The sequence below is a fragment of the Variovorax sp. GW821-FHT09B01 genome (assembly GCF_059418345.1).
Map to the genome: position 1 here is coordinate 15,745 of NZ_JBWKPQ010000030.1, position 21,158 is coordinate 36,902.

At 69.3% G+C, this 21,158-nt stretch carries 23 protein-coding genes; 16 read left to right on the plus strand and 7 right to left on the minus strand.

Annotation, left to right across the window (positions count from 1 at the left end; all coding sequences use genetic code 11):
- Positions 1–2: 2 nt before the first annotated feature.
- Both AC07RV_RS40900 and AC07RV_RS40905 read right to left on the minus strand, forming a co-directional pair.
- Positions 3–782 carry a class I SAM-dependent methyltransferase gene (locus AC07RV_RS40900; RefSeq protein WP_296781379.1) on the minus strand — a complete coding sequence of 260 codons (780 nt, stop codon included), beginning with the start codon at positions 780–782 and terminating at the stop codon, positions 3–5.
- Positions 782–1,273 carry a DNA-deoxyinosine glycosylase gene (locus tag AC07RV_RS40905; protein ID WP_177239504.1) on the minus strand — a complete coding sequence of 164 codons (492 nt, stop codon included), beginning with the start codon at positions 1,271–1,273 and terminating at the stop codon, positions 782–784. Before AC07RV_RS40905 ends, AC07RV_RS40900 begins: the two co-directional genes overlap by 1 nt.
- A 126-nt stretch (positions 1,274–1,399) precedes the next feature.
- On the opposite strand from AC07RV_RS40905, the gene AC07RV_RS40910 reads away from it, so the two are divergent.
- Positions 1,400–2,233 carry a mechanosensitive ion channel family protein gene (locus AC07RV_RS40910; RefSeq protein WP_093351727.1) on the plus strand — a complete coding sequence of 278 codons (834 nt, stop codon included), beginning with the start codon at positions 1,400–1,402 and terminating at the stop codon, positions 2,231–2,233.
- Positions 2,234–2,299: 66 nt separating this feature from the next.
- On the opposite strand, the gene AC07RV_RS40915 is transcribed toward AC07RV_RS40910, so the two are convergent.
- The gene (locus AC07RV_RS40915; protein WP_296781380.1) at positions 2,300–2,758 is read right to left on the minus strand and encodes a hypothetical protein; all 459 of its coding nucleotides are present in this window, start codon (positions 2,756–2,758) and stop codon (positions 2,300–2,302) included.
- Positions 2,759–2,912: 154 nt separating this feature from the next.
- Positions 2,913–3,773 carry a TatD family hydrolase gene (locus AC07RV_RS40920; RefSeq protein ID WP_296781381.1) on the minus strand — a complete coding sequence of 287 codons (861 nt, stop codon included), beginning with the start codon at positions 3,771–3,773 and terminating at the stop codon, positions 2,913–2,915.
- A gap of 92 nt (positions 3,774–3,865) precedes the next feature.
- Between AC07RV_RS40920 and AC07RV_RS40925 the strand changes: the two genes are divergently transcribed.
- The 4 genes from AC07RV_RS40925 to AC07RV_RS40940 are packed head-to-tail and all read left to right on the plus strand — an operon-like array spanning position 3,866 to position 8,039.
- Positions 3,866–4,861 carry a S1C family serine protease gene (locus tag AC07RV_RS40925; protein ID WP_296781382.1) on the plus strand — a complete coding sequence of 332 codons (996 nt, stop codon included), beginning with the start codon at positions 3,866–3,868 and terminating at the stop codon, positions 4,859–4,861.
- A 37-nt stretch (positions 4,862–4,898) separates the two neighbouring features.
- Complete coding sequence (locus AC07RV_RS40930; RefSeq protein WP_208509177.1) at positions 4,899–5,918, plus strand: AAA family ATPase; 1,020 nt, start codon at positions 4,899–4,901, stop codon at positions 5,916–5,918.
- A 26-nt stretch (positions 5,919–5,944) separates the two neighbouring features.
- Complete coding sequence (locus tag AC07RV_RS40935; protein WP_296781383.1) at positions 5,945–6,946, plus strand: DUF58 domain-containing protein; 1,002 nt, start codon at positions 5,945–5,947, stop codon at positions 6,944–6,946.
- Between the two features lie 55 nt (positions 6,947–7,001).
- The gene (locus tag AC07RV_RS40940; RefSeq protein WP_296781423.1) at positions 7,002–8,039 is read left to right on the plus strand and encodes a VWA domain-containing protein; all 1,038 of its coding nucleotides are present in this window, start codon (positions 7,002–7,004) and stop codon (positions 8,037–8,039) included.
- 12 nt (positions 8,040–8,051) lie between these two features.
- On the opposite strand, the gene AC07RV_RS40945 is transcribed toward AC07RV_RS40940, so the two are convergent.
- Positions 8,052–8,627, minus strand: a complete 576-nt coding sequence (locus AC07RV_RS40945) for a TetR/AcrR family transcriptional regulator (protein WP_296781384.1) — start codon at positions 8,625–8,627, stop codon at positions 8,052–8,054.
- Positions 8,628–8,794: 167 nt separating this feature from the next.
- On the opposite strand from AC07RV_RS40945, the gene AC07RV_RS40950 reads away from it, so the two are divergent.
- A complete protein-coding gene (locus tag AC07RV_RS40950) occupies positions 8,795–9,619 on the plus strand; it encodes an SDR family NAD(P)-dependent oxidoreductase (RefSeq protein ID WP_296781385.1) in 825 nt (274 codons plus the stop codon).
- A gap of 12 nt (positions 9,620–9,631) precedes the next feature.
- Here AC07RV_RS40950 and AC07RV_RS40955 read toward each other — a convergent pair whose 3' ends face one another.
- Positions 9,632–10,267 carry a TetR/AcrR family transcriptional regulator gene (locus tag AC07RV_RS40955; RefSeq protein ID WP_296781386.1) on the minus strand — a complete coding sequence of 212 codons (636 nt, stop codon included), beginning with the start codon at positions 10,265–10,267 and terminating at the stop codon, positions 9,632–9,634.
- Positions 10,268–10,319: 52 nt separating this feature from the next.
- On the minus strand, positions 10,320–10,922 hold the full coding sequence (locus AC07RV_RS40960; RefSeq protein ID WP_261210036.1) for a phenylacetic acid degradation protein PaaY: 603 nt from the start codon (positions 10,920–10,922) through the stop codon (positions 10,320–10,322).
- A gap of 165 nt (positions 10,923–11,087) precedes the next feature.
- On the opposite strand from AC07RV_RS40960, the gene AC07RV_RS40965 reads away from it, so the two are divergent.
- The 10 genes from AC07RV_RS40965 to AC07RV_RS41010 are packed head-to-tail and all read left to right on the plus strand — an operon-like array spanning position 11,088 to position 21,132.
- Positions 11,088–11,891, plus strand: coding sequence for an enoyl-CoA hydratase-related protein (locus AC07RV_RS40965; RefSeq protein WP_296781387.1), 804 nt, complete (start codon positions 11,088–11,090; stop codon positions 11,889–11,891).
- Positions 11,892–11,894: 3 nt separating this feature from the next.
- Positions 11,895–12,335 (plus strand): hydroxyphenylacetyl-CoA thioesterase PaaI, encoded by a 441-nt coding sequence (gene paaI, locus AC07RV_RS40970; RefSeq protein WP_057593742.1) that lies wholly within the window; start codon positions 11,895–11,897, stop codon positions 12,333–12,335.
- Positions 12,336–12,364: 29 nt separating this feature from the next.
- Positions 12,365–13,675 carry a phenylacetate--CoA ligase PaaK gene (paaK, locus tag AC07RV_RS40975; RefSeq protein WP_296781388.1) on the plus strand — a complete coding sequence of 437 codons (1,311 nt, stop codon included), beginning with the start codon at positions 12,365–12,367 and terminating at the stop codon, positions 13,673–13,675.
- 32 nt (positions 13,676–13,707) lie between these two features.
- On the plus strand, positions 13,708–16,173 hold the full coding sequence (locus AC07RV_RS40980) for a penicillin acylase family protein (RefSeq protein WP_296781389.1): 2,466 nt from the start codon (positions 13,708–13,710) through the stop codon (positions 16,171–16,173).
- A gap of 41 nt (positions 16,174–16,214) precedes the next feature.
- Positions 16,215–17,222, plus strand: coding sequence for a 1,2-phenylacetyl-CoA epoxidase subunit PaaA (paaA, locus tag AC07RV_RS40985; RefSeq protein WP_057593739.1), 1,008 nt, complete (start codon positions 16,215–16,217; stop codon positions 17,220–17,222).
- Positions 17,219–17,515, plus strand: a complete 297-nt coding sequence (gene paaB / locus AC07RV_RS40990) for a 1,2-phenylacetyl-CoA epoxidase subunit PaaB (RefSeq protein ID WP_057593738.1) — start codon at positions 17,219–17,221, stop codon at positions 17,513–17,515. Before paaA ends, paaB begins: the two co-directional genes overlap by 4 nt.
- Before the next feature lie 10 nt (positions 17,516–17,525).
- Entirely contained in the window at positions 17,526–18,305 is a 780-nt protein-coding gene (gene paaC / locus AC07RV_RS40995) for a 1,2-phenylacetyl-CoA epoxidase subunit PaaC (RefSeq protein ID WP_093351765.1), read from the plus strand.
- Between the two features lie 11 nt (positions 18,306–18,316).
- Entirely contained in the window at positions 18,317–18,835 is a 519-nt protein-coding gene (gene paaD, locus AC07RV_RS41000) for a 1,2-phenylacetyl-CoA epoxidase subunit PaaD (protein WP_093352182.1), read from the plus strand.
- Positions 18,836–18,846: 11 nt separating this feature from the next.
- On the plus strand, positions 18,847–19,941 hold the full coding sequence (gene paaE / locus AC07RV_RS41005; RefSeq protein ID WP_093351767.1) for a 1,2-phenylacetyl-CoA epoxidase subunit PaaE: 1,095 nt from the start codon (positions 18,847–18,849) through the stop codon (positions 19,939–19,941).
- Positions 19,942–19,986: 45 nt separating this feature from the next.
- Positions 19,987–21,132, plus strand: a complete 1,146-nt coding sequence (locus tag AC07RV_RS41010) for an ABC transporter substrate-binding protein (protein WP_093351770.1) — start codon at positions 19,987–19,989, stop codon at positions 21,130–21,132.
- The last annotated feature ends 26 nt before the right edge of the window (positions 21,133–21,158 follow it).

The window sequence follows — 21,158 nt, forward strand, 5'->3', positions numbered from 1 at the left end:
ATTCAGATGGAAAGGACCGGCTTGAAGACCCGCAGCCACTTGGGCGCGGGCAGGCCCCAGCGAGTCTGGATGGTTTGGGCACGCTCGGCAAGCGCCTCGCGCTTGGGCCGGCTGGGCTGGCGCTGCGCGAGCACCACCGTGTTGCCCTCGCGCGTCGGCTTGAAGGCCCAGACCGCGTCGGCGCCGAAGACGGCCTGGATCTTCTCGAGGCTGCGCTCGTAGCTCGACGAGCGGCCGAAGAGGTTGACCGTCATCGCGCCGTCCTCGGTGAGCAGCGCGCGGCAGTCGGCATAGAAGTCTTCGCTGTCGAGCACGGGCGCCGCGGCCTCGTGGTCGTAGAGGTCGACCTGCAGCGCATCGACCGTGCCCTGCCATTCGGGTCGGCGGATCTCCTCGGCCGCGTCGGCGATCACCACGCGCAGCTTGGCGTCGTCGGGCGGCAGCTTGAACCAGCCGCGGCAGGCCGACACCACCTGCGGGTTGAGCTCGACCGCGGTGGTGCGCATGCGCAAGGTCTTGCGGCAGAACTTGGTGAGCGTGGCCGCGCCCAGGCCGAGCTGCATCGCATGGCGGTTGCCGATGCCGGTGCCGTCGACGAACAGCAGCCAGGCCATCATGCGCTGCACGTACTCGAGCTCGATCTCGTAGGGCGCGTCCAGCTTCATCGAGCCCTGGACCCATTCGGTGCCCAGGTGCAGGTAGCGGATGTCGCCCCAGTCGGAGAAGTTGACCTCGGGCAGTTCGGCGGGAAGGCGGGAAGTGGATTGCTTGCGTGCGGCCATCAGACCAGTCCATGGACAGAGAAGACCTCGCGCCATGCGGCGAGCTTGCGCTCGAAGCTCCACGACGCATTGGCCGGGCTGGTGGAAGGCAGTGGGTAAACCGGCACGCCCAGGGTTCGGGTGTGCCGGGCGTGCTTGAAACTCTCGCCGCCGTTGTGGGCCACGGCCGCCAGCTTCGGCAGGTGCAGCGCCGCGATGTCGTTGGGCACGGCCGCGCGGATTGCCGAGTCGAGGCTGCCCTCGCGCTCGCAGGCCGCATAGACGTCCCACACGCCGAGGCCGTGCGCCAGCAGCCAATCGCTACGCTTTTGATAGCTATCGACTCCCGTGGGGAGCGGGTCGTGGGGCCACAGGGCTTGCAAGATTTTCCAGAACTGGTTTTGCGGGTGCGCATAATACTGCCGCTGTTCCAGCGATCTCGCGCCCGGAAAGCTGCCGAGGATCAACACCACGGTGGCGGGCGAGACGATCGGTGCCAGCCCCGTGAGCACGGCGCCCGCTGCCGCAACGGCGGGTTCCGCCGCTGCTCGTTTGTGAATGGGGGCGCGGTCGGACCGGGTCGAAGGTTTTTGGGGTTTGGATCGAGTCACCGCGCCTGTACCGGAGGATGGAGATTCATGAACACGGAAGCCGTCTGGACTTTTCTCAGTACGCAAGGCGCCGATTTTGGCCTCAAGGTGCTCGGCGCGATCGCCGCCTGGCTGGTGGGCCGCTGGTTGATCGGATTCGCGCTGCGCTTCGTGCGCGTCGGCCTCGAGCGCGGCCGGCGCGTCGATCCGACGCTGAGCCACTACCTGGTGTCGATCCTCAGCGTGCTGCTGAACATCGTGCTGATCCTCGCGATCCTCGACATGTTCGGCGTCAAGACCACCTCCTTCGCGGCGCTGCTCGCGGGCGCGGGGCTGGCGATCGGCACCGCCTGGGGCGGGCTGCTCACGCACTTCGCGGCCGGCGTGTTCCTGCAGGTGCTGCGGCCGTACAAGGTGGGCGACTACGTGACCATCGGCGGCGTGAACGGCACGGTGCAGGAGCTCGGGCTGTTCGGCACCACGCTGATCACGCCCGACAACGTGACCGCCACGGTGGGCAACAACAAGGTGCTCTCGGACACCATCCAGAACTTCAGCACCCTCGCCTTCCGACGCGTCGACACCACGGCCAAGGTGGCCAACGGCGTCGACGTGAACCAGGCCATCGAGCTGCTGCGCCAGGCCGTGCAGGCCATCCCCAACGTGGCGACGCAGCCGCCGCCCGACGTGGAGATCCTGCAGTTCACGCCCGAAGGGCCGCTGCTGGCGGTGCGGCCCTATACCCACACCGACCACTACTGGCAGGTCTACTTCGACACCCACAAGGCGATCGTGAAGACCTTCGGCGCGGCCGGCTACCCGACGCCCGAGACGCCGGTGCTGCATCGCACGGCGCCGGACACGGCACCCAAGCCGGCCTGAGCGCGCCCAAAAGAAAACCCGCCGAGGCGGGTTTTCGTTGCGGTCGCGGCCCGACGGCCTGCCTGCTTACTTCTTGGCGGCTTCGTTCTCGGCCGTGCCCGGGATCTTCTCGCCGATGGCGTGACCCGTGCTGCGCATGCCGTCGGCCGTCTTGTGGCCGGCGTTCTCGACCACTTCACCGGTCTTGGTGGCGGCCTTCTTGGTGGCGTGGGTCGCCTTCTTGGTGGTTTTCTTGGTCGCGTCCCAGGTCTTTTCGGCGCCCGATTCGGTCGCGTTGGCGGCCTTCTTGGTCGTGCGCTTGGTCGCGTCCCAGGCCTTCTCGGCGCCGCGCTCGGTCGCGTTCACGGCGCGCTTGGTGGTGTCCTTGGTCGCGTCGTAGGCGTCCTTGCCGGCTTCCTTCACCTTCTCGGTGGTCGTGGGTTCGGCCGTCGCGGGCGCGGTGGTCTGTGCCACGGCGGAGATGCCCACGGCACCGAATGCCAGTGCGAGCACGACGGGAAGGGTGCGAGCGAAAGTTGCTTTCATGGATGAACTCCTTTTCTTGGATGAAATGCTGGGAGCCGGTGTCATTCGACATCGGTGACGAAGGTCGTCACCCCTGTCCAACGAAGCTCCACGGTTCAAGGATGACAGCAAATGCAGGCCTGGAAAGCACTTGGACCCAAGTCAAGGCATTGGCCTACGACCTGGGTAAGGACCCCTCCGACAGCGCCAGAAGACTTTGGAGCTTCGGCATCGCTTCCACGGCATTTCGCGTGGTTTTTTCGGCCAGTTCATCGACCCCGATGCCGCGCAATCGAGCCACCACGTCGGCGATGCGCGGCAGCTCGCCGGGCTCGTTGCGGCCCTGCGCCTCTCCCGCGTCGCGCTGCGCCTGCGTGCGGTAGAGCCAGTGCGGCTGGATGTCGGGCGCGTCGGTCTCCATCACCAGCGCCTCGACCGGCAAGGTGGCCGCGAGCCGACGCAATTGCAGCGCGCGCTCGAAGGTCACGGCGCCGCCGAAGCCCAGCTTGAGCCCGAGCGCGATGCAGGCTTGCGCCTGCTGCTCACTGCCGTTGAAGGCATGCGCGATGCCGCGCCACGGCTGCCCGCCGGCGGTCTGCCGCAGATGCTTGAGCACCTTGTCGACCGAGCGCCGCACATGGATCAGCACCGGCAGCTCGTGCTTGCGCGCCAATTGCAACTGAGTGTGAAAGAAGTGCTGTTGCTTGTCGTCGTCGAGATGCTCGACGAAGTAGTCGAGCCCGATCTCGCCGACCGCCACCAGCCGCGGATCGTCGCGCCGCGCGCTCAATTCGGCGTCGAGCAGGGCCAGATCCTCTTCCTTGGCATCGCCCGTGCACAGCGGATGGATGCCCAGCGCATAGGCGTCGCCCTGGCGCTCCGCGAGCTCGCGCACGGTCGCGAAATTGAAGGCCGCCACGGCCGGGATCACGCACAGCGCGACGCCGCGCTCGGCCGCGCGGGCGCGGATCGCGGGCATCTCCGCACCGAATTCGGGCGCATCGAGGTGGCAGTGGGTGTCGACGAAACGAGCCATCGCGCGATGATGCCCGAAGGGATGCAAGGCAGAAGAAAGCGTGCTACTGTGGCTTTCATCACGCGACACCCCTTTTGCCGGAGGTCCACCCCATGCGCAGGCCCGCCATGTACAGCCGCTCGCCACGCACGCCGAACGCGTCCGATGACGGGTCCCCCGCGCCGGCGGTGGTCGATCCCGCTGTGGCCGAGGCGCAGGCAGCGCCTACCGCTCGCCAGGGCTGGCAGCCCGGCCGCCGCAGCTTCGCGCTGCTGAGTCTCGCGCTGTGCGCGGCCCTCGCGGCCGGCGGCGCGGCCTGGTGGCAGCGCGGCAATGCGCGCCAGCTCACGCAGAAGGACATCGACGCGGCCGTGCTGCGCACGCTGCAGACCAACACCCTCCCCTCGCCCGCCGCCAAGGCCGCCGACATCGTGCGGCCCTCGGTGGTGCGCGTGGTCGGCTACGGCCCCGAGAAGGCCACGCCCGAGGCCAAGACGCAGAAGCGCGGCCGCAACATGGCCAAGGGCAAGTCGCCCGAGGCACCGGCCGACGACGGCCCGCCGGGCCAGGTCGAGCGCGGCGTGGGCACCGGCGTGGTGATCGTCGACAAGGGCGTGATCCTCACCAACCTGCACGTGGTCGCGGGCTCCGAGACCATCAAGGTGACCTTCGCCGACGGCCTGGAGGCACCGGCCGTCATCACCGGCGTGCAGCCCGAGAACGACCTCGCGGTGCTGCAGGCGCAGAAGATTCCCGACGACCTGATCCCCGCCGTGATGCGCTCGACCGCCGACCTGCGGCCCGGCGATCAGGTGGCCGCGGTGGGCTTTCCCTTCGGCATCGGCCCCTCGGTGTCGGCCGGCGTGGTGTCGGGCCTCAAGCGCTCGTTCCGCTCGCCCGAGGGCAAGCAGGAGCTCGGCAACCTGATCCAGTTCGACGCGGCCGCCAACCCCGGCAATTCGGGCGGCCCGCTGGTCAACATGGACGGCGAGGTGCTCGGCATCGTCACCGCCATCCTCAATCCCACGCAGCAGCGCACCTTCATCGGCATCGGCTTCGCCGTGCCGATAGAGAACGCGGCCTCGGCGGCCGGTTCGCCACCGTTCTGACCCCCTCTTCCTTTTCTCGACCCAGAAAGAGCCCCGAATGAGCAGCACCGAAACCTCCTCCTTCGCCACGCCCGCCAGCACCGCCGAGCTGATGGAGCAGATCCTCTACCAGGTGAAGCGGGTGGTGGTGGGCCAGGACCGCTTCCTCGAGCGCGTGATGGTCGCGATGCTCGCGGGCGGCCACCTGCTGGTCGAAGGCGTGCCGGGCCTCGCGAAGACGCTGACCGTGAAGACGCTGGCCGACACCGTGCAAGGCCAGTTCAAGCGCATCCAGTTCACGCCCGATCTGGTGCCCTCCGACCTCGTGGGCACGCGCATCTACAACCAGAAGACCGGCGACTTCAGCACCTCGCTGGGCCCGGTGTTCGCCAACCTGCTGCTGGCCGACGAAATCAACCGCGCGCCGGCCAAGGTGCAGAGCGCGCTGCTCGAGGTGATGCAGGAACGCCAGGTCACGATCGCCGGCGAGACGCACAAGGTGCCGCGCCCCTTCCTCGTGATGGCCACGCAGAACCCGATCGAGACCGAGGGCACCTATCCGCTGCCCGAGGCCCAGGTCGACCGCTTCATGATGAAGGTGCTGGTCGACTACCCGACCGACGAGGAGGAGTTCGTGATCGTGCAGCGCGTGATCGGCCCGCCGGTCGAGGCCGTGCCGGTCGCCACCACCGAACAGCTCGCGGCGCTGCAGGCCGAGGCGCGGCGCGTGTACGTCGACCCCTCGCTGATCCAGTACGCGGTGAAGCTGGTCTCGGCCACGCGCACGCCCGACAAGCACGGGCTCAAGGACATGGGCCGCTTCATCACCTTCGGCGCCAGCCCGCGCGCGAGCATCAGCCTGACCGAGGGCGCGCGCGCCCTGGCGCTGCTGCGCGGGCGCAGCTACGCGCTGCCCGAGGACATGACGGCGCTGGTGCCCGACGTGCTGCGCCACCGCGTGACGCTGTCCTACGAAGGCCTGTCCGAGGGACTGACGCCCGACGGCCTGATCGAGAAGATCATGCGCGCGGTGCCCGCACCGCCGAAGCCGCTCGAGCACGAGAAGCTCGCCGCCTGAACCCGGATCACCCCACACGACCCGCCATGAAGAAAAGCTGGTGGCGCAAGGCCCCCGAGGCCGCCGCGAACGACGAACGTCCCGCGCTCGAGGCGGGCGGCGCCGAGCGCGCCCTGCGCCGCCTCGAATGGACCGTGATCCGCCGCCTCGATGGCCTGCTGCAGGGCGACTACCGCACGCTGATGCGCGGCACCGGCCTCGACCTGGCCGACCTGCGCGAATACCAGTTGCACGACGACGTGCGCCACATCGACTGGAACGTCACGGCGCGGCTGCAGACACCGCATGTGCGCGTCTTCACCGAAGACCGCGAGATGTCGGCCTGGTTCGTGCTCGACCTGAGCCGCTCGGTCGACTTCGGCTCGGGCCTGAAGGCCAAGCGCGAGATCTCGGCCGGCTTCGTCGGCGTGCTGGCGCGCCTGCTCACGCGCCACGGCAATCGCGTCGGCGCGCTGGTCTACGGCCACGACCTCGAGGCCGTGATCCCGCCGCGCAGCGGCCGGCGCCATGTGCTGCACCTGCTGCATGCGATGGAGCGCCGCGCCGACCAAGCCGACAAGGCGCCGCCGCAGAAGGGCATGACCCGGCTCGACGACCTGCTGAAGTCGGCCGCCACCCTGATGCCGCGCCGCTCGACCGTGTTCGTGGTGTCCGACTTTTTGAGCGAGCCCGGCTGGGAGAAGCCGCTGGGCCAACTGGTGCAGCGCCACGAGGTCGTGGCCGTGCGCCTGTTCGACCCGCTCGAGCTCGACATGCCCGACCTGGGCCTGGTGCCGCTGCGCGACGCCGAGACCGGCGAGCAGCTCTGGGTCGACACCCACGATGCGGGCTTTCGCCGCCGCTTCGCGCGCATCGCCCGCGAGCGCGAGGATGCGCTGCGCGGCGCGCTGGCCCGTGCGGGCGTCGACACGCTGGAGCTGTCGACCGCCGACGACCTGGTCGAGGCGATCGTGCGTTTCGCCGACATGCGCAAGCGGCGCGTGCGCGCTTCGGGTGCCTCGCGTCCTGTAAAGGCGGTGGCTGCATGACGACCATCGGGTATATCGAGTTGACGTGCGCGACGACGAGCGCGAGGATTTCGCCGTGACCTTCCTCTGGCCCCAATTCCTCTGGCTGCTGCTGGCGCTGCCGCTGCTGGTGCTGCTCTACCTGTGGCTGCTGCGCCGCAAGAAGAAGCTCGCGGTGCGCTACGCCAGCCTGTCGATCGTGCGCGAGGCGATGGGCACCGGCCAGAGCATCCGGCGCCATGTGCCGCCGTTCCTGTTCCTGCTCGCGCTGGCCGCGATGCTGGTGGCGGCCGCGCGGCCGATGGCGGTGGTGATGCTGCCGTCGAACCAGCAGACCATCATCCTCGCGATGGACGTCTCGGGCAGCATGCGCGCCGCCGACGTGCTGCCGAACCGGCTGGTGGCGGCGCAGGATGCCGCCAAGAGCTTCATCAAGGACCTGCCGCGCAACGTGAAGGTCGGCATCGTCGCCTTCGCGGGCAGCGCGCAGGTGGCGCAGCTGCCCACCACCAACCACGACGACCTCGTGACCGCGATCGACAGCTTCCAGCTGCAGCGCGCCACGGCCACCGGCAATGCCATCGTGGTGTCGCTCGCCACCCTGTTCCCCGAGGCCGGCATCGACGTCTCGCAGTTCAGCGCGCCGAGCCGCCAGCGCGGCGTGGCCATCGACCAGGCCGACAAGCCGGCCAAGGAGTTCACGCCGGTCGCGCCGGGCTCCTTCACCTCGGCCGCGATCATCATGCTGACCGATGGCCAGCGCACCACCGGCGTCGATCCGCTCGACGCGGCCAAGGCCGCGGCCGACCGCGGCGTGCGCATCTACACCGTGGGCATCGGCACGGTCGACGGCGAGACCATCGGCTTCGAGGGCTGGTCGATGCGCGTGCGGCTCGACGAGGAAACCCTCAAGGCCGTCGCCAGCAAGACCCACGCCGACTACTTCTATGCCGGCACCGCCGCCGACCTGAAGAAGGTCTACGAGACGCTGAGCTCGCGGCTCACGGTCGAGAAGAAGGAAACCGAGATCTCGGCGCTGTTCGCGCTCGGCGCCGCGGTGCTCACGCTGCTGTCGGCCGGGCTCTCGCTGCTCTGGTTCAACCGGATTCTCTAGGGCGGCGCCCTCTCAGGCCTTCGCCATCCCCTCGATCCCCGCGAGCACCTCGCGCAGGATCTCCTCGGACAGCGCCTCGTCGTTCATCGCGCGCGCCAGCACCAGCCCGCCGGTCATCGCCGCCACCGCGCGGATCGCGTCGCCGCGCGCATCGGCGTTCTTGCGCGCGCGCCACGGGAAGAACTTCGCGAAGCGCTCGATGCTCGCCTTCATGTGCGCGGTGAGCGAAGGCGCGGTGACCTGCTTCTGCGCCGTCTGGGCCGAGAAGGCCGCGAGCAGGCAGCCGTCGCCGGGCGCGTCGCGATGCGACACGCTGAGGTAGGCGCGCACGTAGTCGACCATGCCGTTGGGCAGCTGGGTGGCGGCGTCGAGGTCGGCGAGCGAGTGCGCCGACGCATGGTCGACGCACTCGGCCATCAGCGCTTCCTTCGAGTCGAAGTGGTTGTAGAACGGGCCGTGCGTGAGGCCCGTGGCCTTCATGATCTCGCTCACGCTCACGCCGCCGAAGCCGCGCTCGCGGAACAGGCGCGAGGCCTCGCCCAGGATCTTCTGATGCTTTTCGGCGGTTTCCGCTGCGGGGTATCGCATGTGACCTCATCCTCTTTCCGGGTACTTCCAGACCCTGGTTGACGCTATTCATGATAAGCATCATGCTTCGCACCGTCAAACATGATCACCATCATGCTTAACGACGAAGGGCCTTTGGAAGCGGTCGCCGACCGCGCGGGCACCCCGATTTCTTTCTGGAGAACGACATGAGCAATCAAGCGAACAACACCTCCGCCCACCCCGGCACCGCGGTGGTGACCGGCGCCTCCGCCGGCCTGGGCCGGCTCTTCGCCGACCGGCTGGCGCGCCGCGGCCACGACCTGCTGCTGGTGGCGCGCCGCGGCGACCGCCTCGAAGAGGCCGCCAAGGCGCTGCGCAGCCAGTACGGCGTGACGGTGAACACCCTGGTGGCCGACCTCGGCGCCGCGGCCGACCTCGAGCGCGTGGCGCAGGCCATCGCCGCCGATACCTCGATCACGCTGCTGGTCAACAACGCCGGCACCTCCACGCTGGCGCCGGTGCTCGCGACCGCGCCCGCGTCGGCGCAGTCGATGATCGACGTCAACGTCACCGCGCTGGCGCGGCTGAGCCTGGTGGCGCTCGCGGGCTTCAAGGCGCGCGACCGCGGCACGCTGATCAACATCGGCTCGGTGCTGGGCTTCCACACGCTGCCGATCAGCAGCATCTACAGCGGCACCAAGGGCTTCGTGCTGAACTTCACGCGCGGCCTGCAGGAGGAAGTGGCGGGCAGCGGCGTGCGCGTGCAGCTGGTGCTGCCCGCGGCCACCGCCACCGACATCTGGGAGCTGTCGGGCGTGCCGGTCACGAACCTCGATCCCGCGCACGTGATGACGGCCGAGCACTGCGTCGATGCCGCCATCGCCGGCCTCGACCTCGGCGAGCCGATCACCATGCCCTCGGTGGACGACTACGCGCCGCTGTTCGCGGCCTACGACGACGCGCGCGCCCAACTCTTCGGCGCCTCGCAGAACGGCACGCCGGCCGCGCGCTACGCCGGCGCGGCGCGCTGAAGGTCCGCGCCCTCAGGCCGCCGGCTTCGGCTTCTTCTTCGCGCGTGCCGGCGGCGCCTTCACGGCACCGATGCCGCCGAGGAACAGATCGGCCACCACCGGCGCGATCGAGGCATGGTCGAGCTGGCCGCCGGGCTTCATCCAGGTGAACATCCAGTTGATCATGCCGAACAGCAGCATGGTCAGCGGCTTGGCCAGGTCGTCGCTCGGCGTGCCCGGGCGCAGCGCGGCCACCGCGCGCGCGAAGCCCGCGACCACCTCGCGCTCCTTGTCGAGCACGCGCTCGCGGTCCTTCTCCTCGAGGAAGCGCACGTCGTCGGTCAGCACGCGGTGCGCGTCCTGCGCGCCCGCGTACTCCTCGACGATGCGGTAGATGAAGCGCCGCAGCCGCTCCTCGTCGGTCTGCGTCGAGGCCTCCTCCTCGGCCACCAGCGCCGCCAGCTTGGAGACGTGCGTCTCGGCGATGCTGATCAGCAGGCTGCGCTTGTCCTTGTAGTAGTGGTAGAGCGTGGCCTTCGAGAGATTGCAGGCCTCGGCCACCTGGTTCATCGAGGTGGCCGGGTAGCCCTGGCGCGCGAACAGCCGCGCGGCCCGCTCGAGGATGAGCTCGCGCTGGTCGTCGTAGCTGGCGGATCTTCCTCTGGGCATCGGTGTTCTTTCTGTTCTGGCGTTGAGAGGGTGTGGCGGGCAGCGCGCGATCCTAGCTGCGCCTGGTCGCGATCAGCGGCTTGACGTCGATCGCCGGGAGCCGCGGCCGCCCGGCCTCGACCTGCGCCAGCGGCTCGACCTCGCGCATCGTCGCGAGGCTGCGCACCGCGAGCGCCTGGTAGACCTGCGTGCCCTCGAGCTTCCACGCGATCTCGGCCTCGCTCAGTTCTCTTTTCACGCGCGCGGGCATGCCCGCCACCAGCGTGCGCGGCGGCACCTTCATGCCGGCCGGCACGAAGGCGCTGGCGGCCACGATGGCCTTCTCGCCGATCTCGGCCTCGTCCATCACCACGGCGTTCATGCCCACCATGGCGTCGCGCCGCACCACGCAGCTGTGCAGGATCGCGCCATGGCCGATGTGGCCGTTGACCTCGATCACCGTGTCGTTGTCGGGAAAGCCGTGCACGCAGCAGTTGTCCTGCAGGTTCGAGCCCTCCTCGAGCACGATGCGGCCGAAATCGCCGCGCAGGCTGGCGCAGGGGCCGACATAGCAGTTCGGACCCACGATCACGTCGCCGATCAGCACGGCGGACGGATGCACGTAGGCGGTGGGGTCGACGACGGGGATCACGCCGTCGATGGCGTAGCTGGGCATGGGTGCGGTCTCCTGTGGGGTGCCGGTCCTTCGTCTCGCAATTCAGGGTTTTCCCTGAATGCTTTGGACTTGTGCCGGATTCGTTCGCCATCCTAAAATCTACCGAACGGTCGGTCAATAGTAATTGACCCGAAGTCATCCCCCCCACAGATGAGAGACAAGCCCATGTCGGAACCCCTGGTCCTCGTCGGCAATGCCGGCGCCGTCCGCACACTGAGCCTCAACCGCCCCGCGGCGCTCAACAGCTTCACGAGCGAACTGCACGCCGAACTGCTGGCGGCGCTCGAAGCGGCCGCGGCCGATGCCGAAGTGCGCTGCGTGGTGCTGACCGGCGCCGGCCGCGCCTTCTGCGCCGGCCAGGACCTCGCCGACCCGATGGTCGCGCCCGACACCACGCCCGGCGCCGCGCCCAAGGACCTGGGCCATGTCATCGAGAAGCTCTACGGCCCGCTGGTCCAGCGCATCCGCAGCATGCCCGTGCCCGTGGTCGCCGCGGTCAATGGCGTTGCGGCCGGCGCCGGCGCCAACCTCGCGCTGTGCTGCGACCTCGTGCTCGCCGCGCGCTCGGCCAGCTTCATCCAGGCCTTCACCAAGATCGGCCTGGTGCCCGACACCGGCGGCACCTGGCTGCTGCCGCGGCTCGTGGGCCCGGCGCGCGCACTGGGCATCGCGATGCTCGGCGACAAGCTGCCGGCCGAGGAAGCCGCGCGCATCGGCCTGATCTGGCAGGTGGTGGACGACGCCGCGCTGGCCGATGCCGCCGCCGCGCTCGCGGGCCGGCTCGCCGCCATGCCCTCGCGCGCGCTGGTCGCCACGCGCGCCGCGATGAACGCCGCGCAGACCATGGACCTCGACACCGCCCTGGCCGAGGAGGCCCGCCTGCAGCGCGACCTCGGCGCCGCCAACGACTACCGCGAAGGTGTCGAGGCCTTCCGCGCCAAGCGCGCCCCCGTCTTCAAGGACCGCTGAGCCATGAGCACCGAACGCACCCCGCAACAGACCGCCGAGTACGTGCGCGACGGCATGTTCGCCAACGACAACGCCTCCAAGGGCCTGGGCATGCGCATCGTGGAGGTCGGCCCCGGCCAGGCCACGATCGAGATGCGCGTGCGCCCCGACATGCTCAACGGCCATGCGATCTGCCACGGCGGCTTCATGGCCACGCTGGCCGATTCCACCTTCGCCTTCGCCTGCAACTCCTACAACGAGCTGACCGTGGCCTCGGGCTTCGCGATCGACTTCATCGCCCCCGCGCGCGAAGGCGACCTGCTGACCGCGCGCTGCTTCGAGGTCTCGAAGGCCGGCCGCACCGGCGTCTACGACACCGAGATCACCAACCAGCGCGGCGAGCGCGTCGCGATCTTCCGCGGCCGCTCCTACACCGCCAAGGGCCGCCCCGCCGTCGCGGCCTGAACCGAACGCAAAAGAACCGAGGACCCGTCATGCCAGCACCCCGCCCCGCCCCCGGCGATCTCGAACCGATCGAGACCGCGAGCCGCGACGAGATCACCGCGCTGCAGGTGCAGCGCCTGCGCGACACGCTGCAGCGCGCCTACGACAACGTGCCGCACTACCGCCAGGCCTTCGACGCCAAGGGCGTGCAGCCGGGCGACCTCAAGACACTGGACGACCTCGCGAAATTCCCGTTCACGGTCAAGAGCGACCTGCGCGACAACTACCCCTTCGGCATGTTCGCGGTGCCGCGCCAGCAGGTCGCGCGCATCCACGCCTCGTCGGGCACCACCGGCAAGCCGACCGTGGTGGGCTACACCAAGAAGGACATCGACACCTGGGCCGACCTGGTCGCGCGCTCGATCCGCGCCGCGGGCGGCCGCGCCGGCGACCTGATCCACATCGCCTACGGCTACGGCCTGTTCACCGGCGGCCTGGGCGCGCACTACGGCGCCGAGCGCGCGGGCTGCACCGTGGTCCCGATGTCGGGCGGCCAGACCGAGAAGCAGGTGCAGCTGATCCAGGACTTCCGGCCCGACATCATCATGGTCACGCCGAGCTACATGCAGGTGATCATCGAGCAGTTCGAACGCCTGGGCCTGGACGCCAAGGACAGCTCGCTGCGCATCGGCATCTTCGGCGCCGAGCCCTGGACCGAGGCCATGCGCCGCGACATCGAGGCCAAGGCCGGCATCGACGCCGTCGACATCTACGGCCTGAGCGAAGTCATGGGCCCGGGCGTGGCCAGCGAATGCGTCGAGAGCAAGGACGGCCCGGTGATCTGGGAAGACCACTTCTATCCCGAGATCATCGATCCCGAGACCGGCGAGCTGAAGGCCGACGGCGAGGAAGGCGAGCTGGTGTTCACCTCGCTGAGCAAGGAAGCGATGCCGATCATCCGCTACCGCACGCGCGACCTCACGCGCCTCCTGCCGCCCACCTCGCGCGCCTTCCGCCGCATGGGCAAGATCGTCGGGCGCAGCGACGACATGATGATCATCCGCGGCGTGAACGTGTTCCCCACCCAGGTGGAGGAGATCGTGCTCGCGCACGGCGCCCTCACCGGCCTCTACCAGGTGCACGTGAGCCGCGAAGGCCTGCTCGACCAGGTCGAGGTGCACTGCGAGCTCGCGCCGAACGAAGCCGCCGCGGCCGACCGCGCGGCCATTGCCGGCTGGGTGCAGCACCGCGTGAAGACGCTGGTCGGCATCTCCACCCGCGTGGTGGTGCATGCCCCGAACGAGATGGAACGCACGCAGACCGGCAAGGCCCGGCGCGTCGTCGACAACCGCCCGCGCTGAGGCGCCGCCGCTTTCCCCCCGAACCGCCACCGATGACTCTGAATTTCCGATCGATCGCCCTCGCCTGCGCCCTGGTGGCGCTGGCCGGCTGCGCCGCCAACTCCACCGCCCCGGCCACCGGCGCGGCCATGCCCCCGGCCGGCAAGGTCACGATCAAGCGCGACGACTACGGCGTGCCCCACGTCTATGCCAACGACGTGCGCGGCCTGTTCCACGGCTTCGGCTATGCCGTCGCGGAAGACCGCCTGTTCCAGATGGAGATGGCGCGCCGCGCGGTGCTGGGCACCGTCGCCGAAGTGATGGGCCCGGCCTATGTCGCGCTCGACAAGGGCAGCCGCGCCAGCTTCGATCCCGCCTCGATCCGCGCGCAGATGGCGCGCCTGTCGAGCGACGACAAGGCCATCTTCGACGGCTATGCCGCCGGCTTCAATGCGCGCGTGAACGAAGTGCTGGCCGCGCCGGGCACCCTGCTGCCCAAGCAGTTCGCCGACGCCGGCTTCCGTCCGAAGGCCGACTGGACCGGCTACGACGTGGCGATGATCTGGGTCGGCACCATGGCCAACCGCTACTCCAACGTGAGCAGCGAGCTCGCCAACCTGCGCCTGCTCGAGCAGCTGCGCAAGGCGCGCGGCGACGAGGCCGGCCGCCAGCTGTTCGACCAGATCCGCTGGGTGGAAGACCCGCTCGCGCCCACCACCGTGCCGCGTCCCAAGGCCGTGGCCCGAGGCGCCGCCGACGATGCGCACGCCGCCCATCGCGCGGCGCTGGCGCCGGTCTCGCCCGAGCTGCTGGTCGCGCGCAACGAGATCGATGCCGCGCAGCGCGGCGTGGCCGAGCCCTGGACCCGCCCGATCGCCAGCAACCTCTGGATCGCCGGCCCGAACAAGACCACCGACGGCAGCACCGTCTTCATCAACGGTCCGCAGTTCAACTGGTTCAATCCCTCGTACGTGTTCGGCATCGGCCTGCACGGCGCCGGCTTCGACGTGACCGGCAACACGCCGTTCGCGCATCCCGTGGTGCTGTTCGGCACCAACGGCAAGATCGCCTGGGGCGCCACCGCCGGCCCGCTCGACGTGAACGACATGTACCAGGAGAAGCTGGACCCGGCCAACCAGTATCAGTACCGCTTCAACGGCGCGATGCGCGCCATGAGCAAGCGCACCGAGCTCATCAAGGTCAAGGGCCAGCCCGACCAGAGCCTGGACGTCTACGCCACCGTGCACGGCACCGTGACCAACTTCGACCTGCCCAACGGCACCGCGTATTCGATGAAGCGCAGCTGGGACGGCTACGAGCTCGAGTCGCTGCTGGGCTGGATTCACGCGATGCGCGCGCAGAACTGGGAACAGTGGCTGGCGCAGGCCTCGCGCGTGGCCATCACCATCAACTGGTACTACGCCGACACCGCCGGCAACATCGGCTACGTCTCGCCGGGCCGGCTGCCGATCCGCCCGGCCACGCAGGACATCCGCCTGCCCGCCGTGGGCGACGGCTCGATGGAATGGCTCGGCATCCGCCCGTTCAGCGAGGACCCGAAGACCTTCAACCCGGCGCAGGGCTACGTCGCCAACTGGAACAACCAGTCGGCGCCGGGCGCGGTCAGCGACGGCGGCAACTACTCGGTGGTCGACCGGGTGCACGAGTTCACGGCGCGGCTCGAGGCCAAGCCCCGGCTCACGCCCGACGAGCTCTGGGCGCTCAACCGCACCACCGCCTACGCCGACACCAACGCGCGCTACCTCGTGCCCTTCGCGCTCGAGGCGACGCGCGGCCTGCCGGCCGCCGACCCGGCGCGCCGCGCGGCCCAGGTGCTGGCGGACTGGAACATGCTCAACGAGGACCCGGCCGAGCGCGGCGTCTACGACAGCCCGGCCACCACGCTGATGACGGCCTGGCTGCCGATCCTCTACCGCAAGGTGCTGGCCGACGACCTGCCGCCCGAGGTGTTCGCGGCCTATGCGGGCACCGGCTATGCCGGCGAGACGCAGGTGGCCAGCATCCGCCCGGGCAACGGCCTGAAGCTGGTCTACAACGCGCTGCTCGGCCCCAAGGCCGGCGTGCCGCAGCGCTACGACTTCTTCAACGGCGAGGACAAGAATGCGGTGCTGCGCGCCACGCTCGCGCAGGCCGTGGCCGAGCTCGACAAGCGCTTCGGCAGCGACACCGCCAAGTGGCGCACGCCGGTGACGAAGCATGTCTTCCTCACCAGCAACTTCATCGGCGCGCCGCAGGCCGGGGCCGACGAGCAGCTGACCCTGCCGAGCTACATGAACCGCGGCACGCAGAACGACAAGGTGGTGCTCGGCGCCAAGGGCGTCGTGCTGTGCACCGCCGCCCCGCCGGGCCAGAGCGGCTTCGTCGCACCTGACGGCCGCAAGTCGCCCCATTACGCCGACCAGATGGCGCTGTTCAAGGATTTCGGCTGCAAGAGCGAGGCCCTGACACCGGCCGAGGTGGACCGCCGCGCGCAGTCCACGAAGCAGCTGAGCTACTGACCACCGATCGACGACCTCTTCACCTCTCAAGGAGAACCGCGATGTACACACAAGCCATGGACACCATGGGCAAGGACGCCGGCGACGGCAAGAAGGCCCTGCGCTCGGCCGACGAGTTGCGGCTCGAGGAACGCTTCGACGCGCGCATCGACGCCGGCGACTTCATCGAGGCCAAGGACTGGATGCCCGATCACTACCGCAAGACGCTGGTGCGGCAGATCAGCCAGCACGCGCACTCGGAGATCGTCGGCATGCTGCCCGAGGGCAACTGGATCAGCCGCGCGCCCACGCTCAAGCGCAAGGCGATCCTGCTGGCCAAGGTGCAGGACGAGGGCGGCCACGGCCTCTACCTCTATGCCGCGGCCGAGACGCTGGGCACCTCGCGCGACCAGATGTTCGACGCGCTGCACACCGGCAAGGCCAAGTACAGCTCGATCTTCAACTACCCCACGCTGACCTGGGCCGACATGGGCACCATCGGCTGGCTGGTCGATGGCGCGGCCATCATGAACCAGGTGCCGATCTGCCGCTGCTCCTACGCGCCCTACGCGCGCGCCATGATCCGCATCTGCCGCGAGGAGAGCTTCCACCAGCGCCAGGGCTACGAGGCACTGCTGACCATGATGACCCACGGCACCGACGCGCAGAAGGCGATGGTGCAGGACGCGGTCAACCGCTGGTGGTGGCCCTCGATCATGATGTTCGGCCCGCCCGACGACCAGTCGCCCAACTCGGCGCAGTCGATGCGCTGGGGCATCAAGCGCTTCAGCAACGACGAGCTGCGCCAGAAGTTCATCGACGCCACCGTCGAGCAGGCGGCCATCCTCGGCGTGACCCTGCCCGACCCCGACCTCAAGTGGAACGAGGAACGCCAGGCGCACGACTTCGGCACCATCGACTGGAGCGAGTTCTGGCGCGTGATCGGCGGCGACGGCCCCTGCAACCGCGAACGCCTGCAGGCCCGTGTCGACGCCTGGGAAGACGGTGCCTGGGTGCGCGAAGCCGCACTCGCCCATGCCAACAAGCAACCGATGAAGGAGGCGGCATGACCGTCGAACAGAAACAAGAATGGCCCCTGTGGGAAGTGTTCGTGCGCAGCAAGGCCGGCCTGGACCACAAGCATTGCGGCAGCCTGCACGCCGCCGACTCCAAGATGGCGATCCAGATGGCGCGCGACGTCTACACGCGGCGCCAGGAAGGCTGCAGCATCTGGGTGGTGCGCTCCGAGCAGATCGTCGCGAGCGATCCGGGCGACAAGGACATGTACTTCGATCCCGCCGAGGACAAGGTCTACCGCCACCCGACCTTCTACGCGCTGCCTAAATCCGTCGACCACATGTGAGCGGCCGGCCATGCAAGCATCGATCGAACTGAACCGCACGCCCGCCGTGCAGTACCTGCTGCGCATCGGCGACACCTGCCTGGTGCTGGCCCAGCGCCTGGGCGAGTGGTGCGGCCACGCGCCCGTGCTCGAGGAGGACATCGCGATGGCCAACATCGCGCTCGACCTCGTGGGCCAGGCGCGCGCGCTGCTCACCCACGCCGGCAAGCTGGAAGGCGCCGGCCGCGAGCACGACGAGGACCAGCTCGCCTACCTGCGCGAGGAACGCGACTACTTCAACCTCACGCTGGTCGAGCTGCCGCGCGGCGACTTCGCGTTCTCGGTGGTGCGCAACACCATGATCGCCACCCTGCTCAAGCTGCTGTGGCAACGGCTGGCGAGCTCGAGCGACGAGGAAGTGGCCGCCATCGCCGGCAAGGCGCTGAAGGAAGCGCGCTACCACCAGCAGCATTCGGCCGACTGGGTCGTGCGCCTGGGCGACGGCACCGAGGAATCGCGCCGCCGCACCGAGGCCGCGCTCAAGCAGGCCTGGCTCTACATGCCCGAGCTGTTCGAGGCCGACGCCGTCGACCGCGAGGCCAGCGCCAGCGGCCTGGGCCCGGCCTGGAACGAACTGCGCGAACCGTGGTTCGCCGAGATGCAGCAGGTGCTCGACGCCGCCGGCCTGGCCGCGCCGGCCGAGGCCAAGTTCCGCAGCACCGGCAAGCAGGGCGTGCACAGCGAGCACATGGGCTTCGTGCTGGCCGAGATGCAGCACCTGCAGCGCGCCTTCCCCGGGGGCGTGTGGTGACTGCCGACACCATGGCCGCCTCGCGCATCGACGCCGCCTGGGAGGTGCTGCACTCGGTGCCCGACCCCGAGGTGCCGGCCGTGTCGGTCTGCGACCTCGGCATCGTGCGCGACGTGATCGAGCACGACGACGGCCTCGAGGTGGTGCTGACGCCGACCTATTCGGGCTGCCCCGCGACCGAGGCCATCGAGCACGACGTGCTGGCCGCGATCGAGCGCGCCGGCCTCGGCCCCGCGCGCGCCACCCTGCGCCGCGCGCCGGCCTGGACCAGCGACTGGATCAGCGACGAGGGCCGCGCCAAGCTCAAGGCCTACGGCATCGCCCCGCCCGCCCACCTCACGCCCGAGCAGGCCGCCGGCACCGCGGTGCCGATCCGCCTGTTCGGCCGCCTCGCCGGCGAGCGCATCGCCTGCCCGCGCTGCGCGAGCGAGCGCACCGAGCGGCTGTCGGCCTTCGGCTCCACCGCCTGCAAGGCGCTGTACCGCTGCCTCGCCTGCCGCGAACCCTTCGAACATTTCAAGCCGATCTAGGCCCCACGCCGATGAGTACCCTGTTCCACCCCCTGCGCGTGAAGGCCATCGAGCCCGACACGCCCGAGGCCGTCATCGTCTCCTTCGAGGTCCCCGAGACGCTGCGCGAAGTCTTCGGCTTCACGCAGGGCCAGTACCTGACCCTGCGCAACGAGATCGACGGCCAGGACCTGCGCCGTTCCTATTCGATCTGCGCCGGCGTCGACGACGGCGAGCTGCGCGTGGGCGTGCGCAAGGTGCGCGGCGGCCAGTTCTCCAACTGGATCAACGCCCACCTCAAGCCCGGCGACTCGATCCAGGTGATGGCGCCGCAAGGCCGCTTCTTCGTGCCGATCGAGGGCGAGTCCGCGCGCCACCATGTCGGCATCGCGGGCGGCAGCGGCATCACGCCGATCCTGTCGATCATGAAGACCGTGCTGGCGCGCGAGCCGAAGAGCCGCTTCACGCTGATCTACGGCAACCGCCAGCTCCAGTCCACGATGTTCAAGGAAGAGATCGAGGACCTGAAGAACCGCTACATGACGCGCCTGGTGCTGCAGCACGTGTTCTCCGACGAGCACACCGACTCGCCGCTGGGCTTCGGCGTGATGAACCGCGAGAAGATCGGCGAGTTCCTGCAGGGCCTGGTGCCCGCGGGCAGCATCGACCACGTCTACATCTGCGGCCCGTTCCAGATGAACGACGAGGCCGAGGCCGCGCTGCTGGCCGCGGGCGTGCCCGAGGAACGCATCCACATCGAGCGCTTCGGCGTCGCGCTGCCCTCGGCGAGCTCGACCGCCCAGGTCGGCGCCGTGGTGCACGAGGCGCTGCCCGGCGACGCCAAGCGCGCGCGCGTGACCATCGTGCGCGACGGTCTGCAGCGCGAGATCACCTACACCGAAGGCCAGCCCAGCATCCTCGACGCGGCCTCGGCGGCCGGCCTCGAGGTGCCGTTCTCGTGCACCTCGGGCGTGTGCGGCACCTGCCGCGCCAAGTGCGTGGACGGGGAAGTCCGCATGGAAAGAAACTTCGCGCTCGACAAGAATGAAGTGGCCGCGGGCTTCGTATTGACCTGCCAGGCCCACCCCCTTACCGAACGCGTCACGCTCTCGTTCGACGAGCGCTGAGATACTTCAGGCCTCAACCTTTTTTCAACCGGAGACAAGCCAACCATGAAATTCTTCAAGCCCCTGCTGATCGCCGCCCTGTGCGCCACGGCCCTGTCGGCCTGGGCCGACGTCAACGTCGGCGTGACCATCTCGGCCACCGGCCCGGCGGCCTCGCTGGGCATCCCCGAGAAGAACACGATCTCGCTGATGCCCAAGACCATCGGCGGCCAGAAGATCAACTACATCGTGCTCGACGACGCCTCCGACACCACGGCCGCCGTCAACAACACGCGCAAGCTGATCGCCGAGAACAAGGTCGACGTGATCCTGGGCTCGACCACCACGCCGGCCTCGCTCGCGATGATCGACGTGGCCAGCGAGGCGCAGACGCCGATGATCTCGGTGGCCGCCTCGGCCCGCATCATCGAGCCGATGGACGCCAAGAAGAAGTGGGTCTTCAAGACGCCGCAGAACGACATCATGATGTCGCTGGCCATCGCCGAGCACATGGCCGCCAACGGCGTGAAGAGCGTCGCCTTCATCGGCTTCTCCGACGCCTACGGCGAAGGCTGGTCGCAGGAATTCGCCAAGGCCGCCGAACTCAAGAAGATCAAGGTCGTGGCCAACGAGCGCTATGCGCGCACCGACACCTCGGTCACCGGCCAGGCGCTGAAGATCATGGCCGCCAAGCCCGACGCGGTGCTGGTCGCAGGCTCGGGCACGCCGGCCGCGCTGCCGCAGAAGACGCTCAAGGAGCGCGGCTACACCGGCAAGATGTACCAGACGCACGGCGTGGCCAACGCCGACTTCCTGCGCGTGGGCGGCAAGGACGTGGAAGGCACCTTCCTGCCCGCCGGCCCGGTGCTGGTGGCCGACCAGCTGCCCGCCGGCCACCCGGTGAAGAAGTCCGCGCTCGCCTACGTGGCCGCCTATGAAGCCGCCTACGGCAAGGGCTCGGTCTCGACCTTCGGCGCGCACGCCTGGGACGCCGGCCTGCTGATGAGCTCGGCCGTGCCGGTCGCGCTCAAGAAGGCCCAGCCGGGCACGCCCGAGTTCCGCGCCGCGCTGCGCGACGCGCTCGAGCAGACCAAGGACGTGGCGGGCGCGCACGGCGTGTTCACCATGAGCGCGAGCGACCACCTGGGCCTGGACCAGCGCGCGCGCGTGATGGTCAAGATCGAGAACGGCGCCTGGAAATTCCAACCCTGATCGCACGGGGCTGAACGACGGACACC

Coding starts and splice junctions, on each gene's coding strand:
- paaD (WP_093352182.1), top strand. CDS start 18,317: ATGGCCGCCTCGCGCATCGACGCCGCCTGGGAGGTGCTGCACTCGGTG.
- AC07RV_RS40900 (WP_296781379.1), bottom strand. CDS start 782: ATGGCCGCACGCAAGCAATCCACTTCCCGCCTTCCCGCCGAACTGCCC.
- paaB (WP_057593738.1), top strand. CDS start 17,219: ATGACCGTCGAACAGAAACAAGAATGGCCCCTGTGGGAAGTGTTCGTG.
- paaC (WP_093351765.1), top strand. CDS start 17,526: ATGCAAGCATCGATCGAACTGAACCGCACGCCCGCCGTGCAGTACCTG.
- AC07RV_RS40910 (WP_093351727.1), top strand. CDS start 1,400: ATGAACACGGAAGCCGTCTGGACTTTTCTCAGTACGCAAGGCGCCGAT.
- paaE (WP_093351767.1), top strand. CDS start 18,847: ATGAGTACCCTGTTCCACCCCCTGCGCGTGAAGGCCATCGAGCCCGAC.
- paaA (WP_057593739.1), top strand. CDS start 16,215: ATGTACACACAAGCCATGGACACCATGGGCAAGGACGCCGGCGACGGC.
- AC07RV_RS40960 (WP_261210036.1), bottom strand. CDS start 10,922: ATGCCCAGCTACGCCATCGACGGCGTGATCCCCGTCGTCGACCCCACC.
- AC07RV_RS40935 (WP_296781383.1), top strand. CDS start 5,945: ATGAAGAAAAGCTGGTGGCGCAAGGCCCCCGAGGCCGCCGCGAACGAC.
- AC07RV_RS40915 (WP_296781380.1), bottom strand. CDS start 2,758: ATGAAAGCAACTTTCGCTCGCACCCTTCCCGTCGTGCTCGCACTGGCA.
- AC07RV_RS40980 (WP_296781389.1), top strand. CDS start 13,708: ATGACTCTGAATTTCCGATCGATCGCCCTCGCCTGCGCCCTGGTGGCG.
- paaI (WP_057593742.1), top strand. CDS start 11,895: ATGAGCACCGAACGCACCCCGCAACAGACCGCCGAGTACGTGCGCGAC.
- AC07RV_RS40965 (WP_296781387.1), top strand. CDS start 11,088: ATGTCGGAACCCCTGGTCCTCGTCGGCAATGCCGGCGCCGTCCGCACA.
- AC07RV_RS40930 (WP_208509177.1), top strand. CDS start 4,899: ATGAGCAGCACCGAAACCTCCTCCTTCGCCACGCCCGCCAGCACCGCC.
- AC07RV_RS40920 (WP_296781381.1), bottom strand. CDS start 3,773: ATGGCTCGTTTCGTCGACACCCACTGCCACCTCGATGCGCCCGAATTC.
- AC07RV_RS40945 (WP_296781384.1), bottom strand. CDS start 8,627: ATGCGATACCCCGCAGCGGAAACCGCCGAAAAGCATCAGAAGATCCTG.
- AC07RV_RS41010 (WP_093351770.1), top strand. CDS start 19,987: ATGAAATTCTTCAAGCCCCTGCTGATCGCCGCCCTGTGCGCCACGGCC.
- AC07RV_RS40925 (WP_296781382.1), top strand. CDS start 3,866: ATGCGCAGGCCCGCCATGTACAGCCGCTCGCCACGCACGCCGAACGCG.
- AC07RV_RS40955 (WP_296781386.1), bottom strand. CDS start 10,267: ATGCCCAGAGGAAGATCCGCCAGCTACGACGACCAGCGCGAGCTCATC.
- paaK (WP_296781388.1), top strand. CDS start 12,365: ATGCCAGCACCCCGCCCCGCCCCCGGCGATCTCGAACCGATCGAGACC.
- AC07RV_RS40950 (WP_296781385.1), top strand. CDS start 8,795: ATGAGCAATCAAGCGAACAACACCTCCGCCCACCCCGGCACCGCGGTG.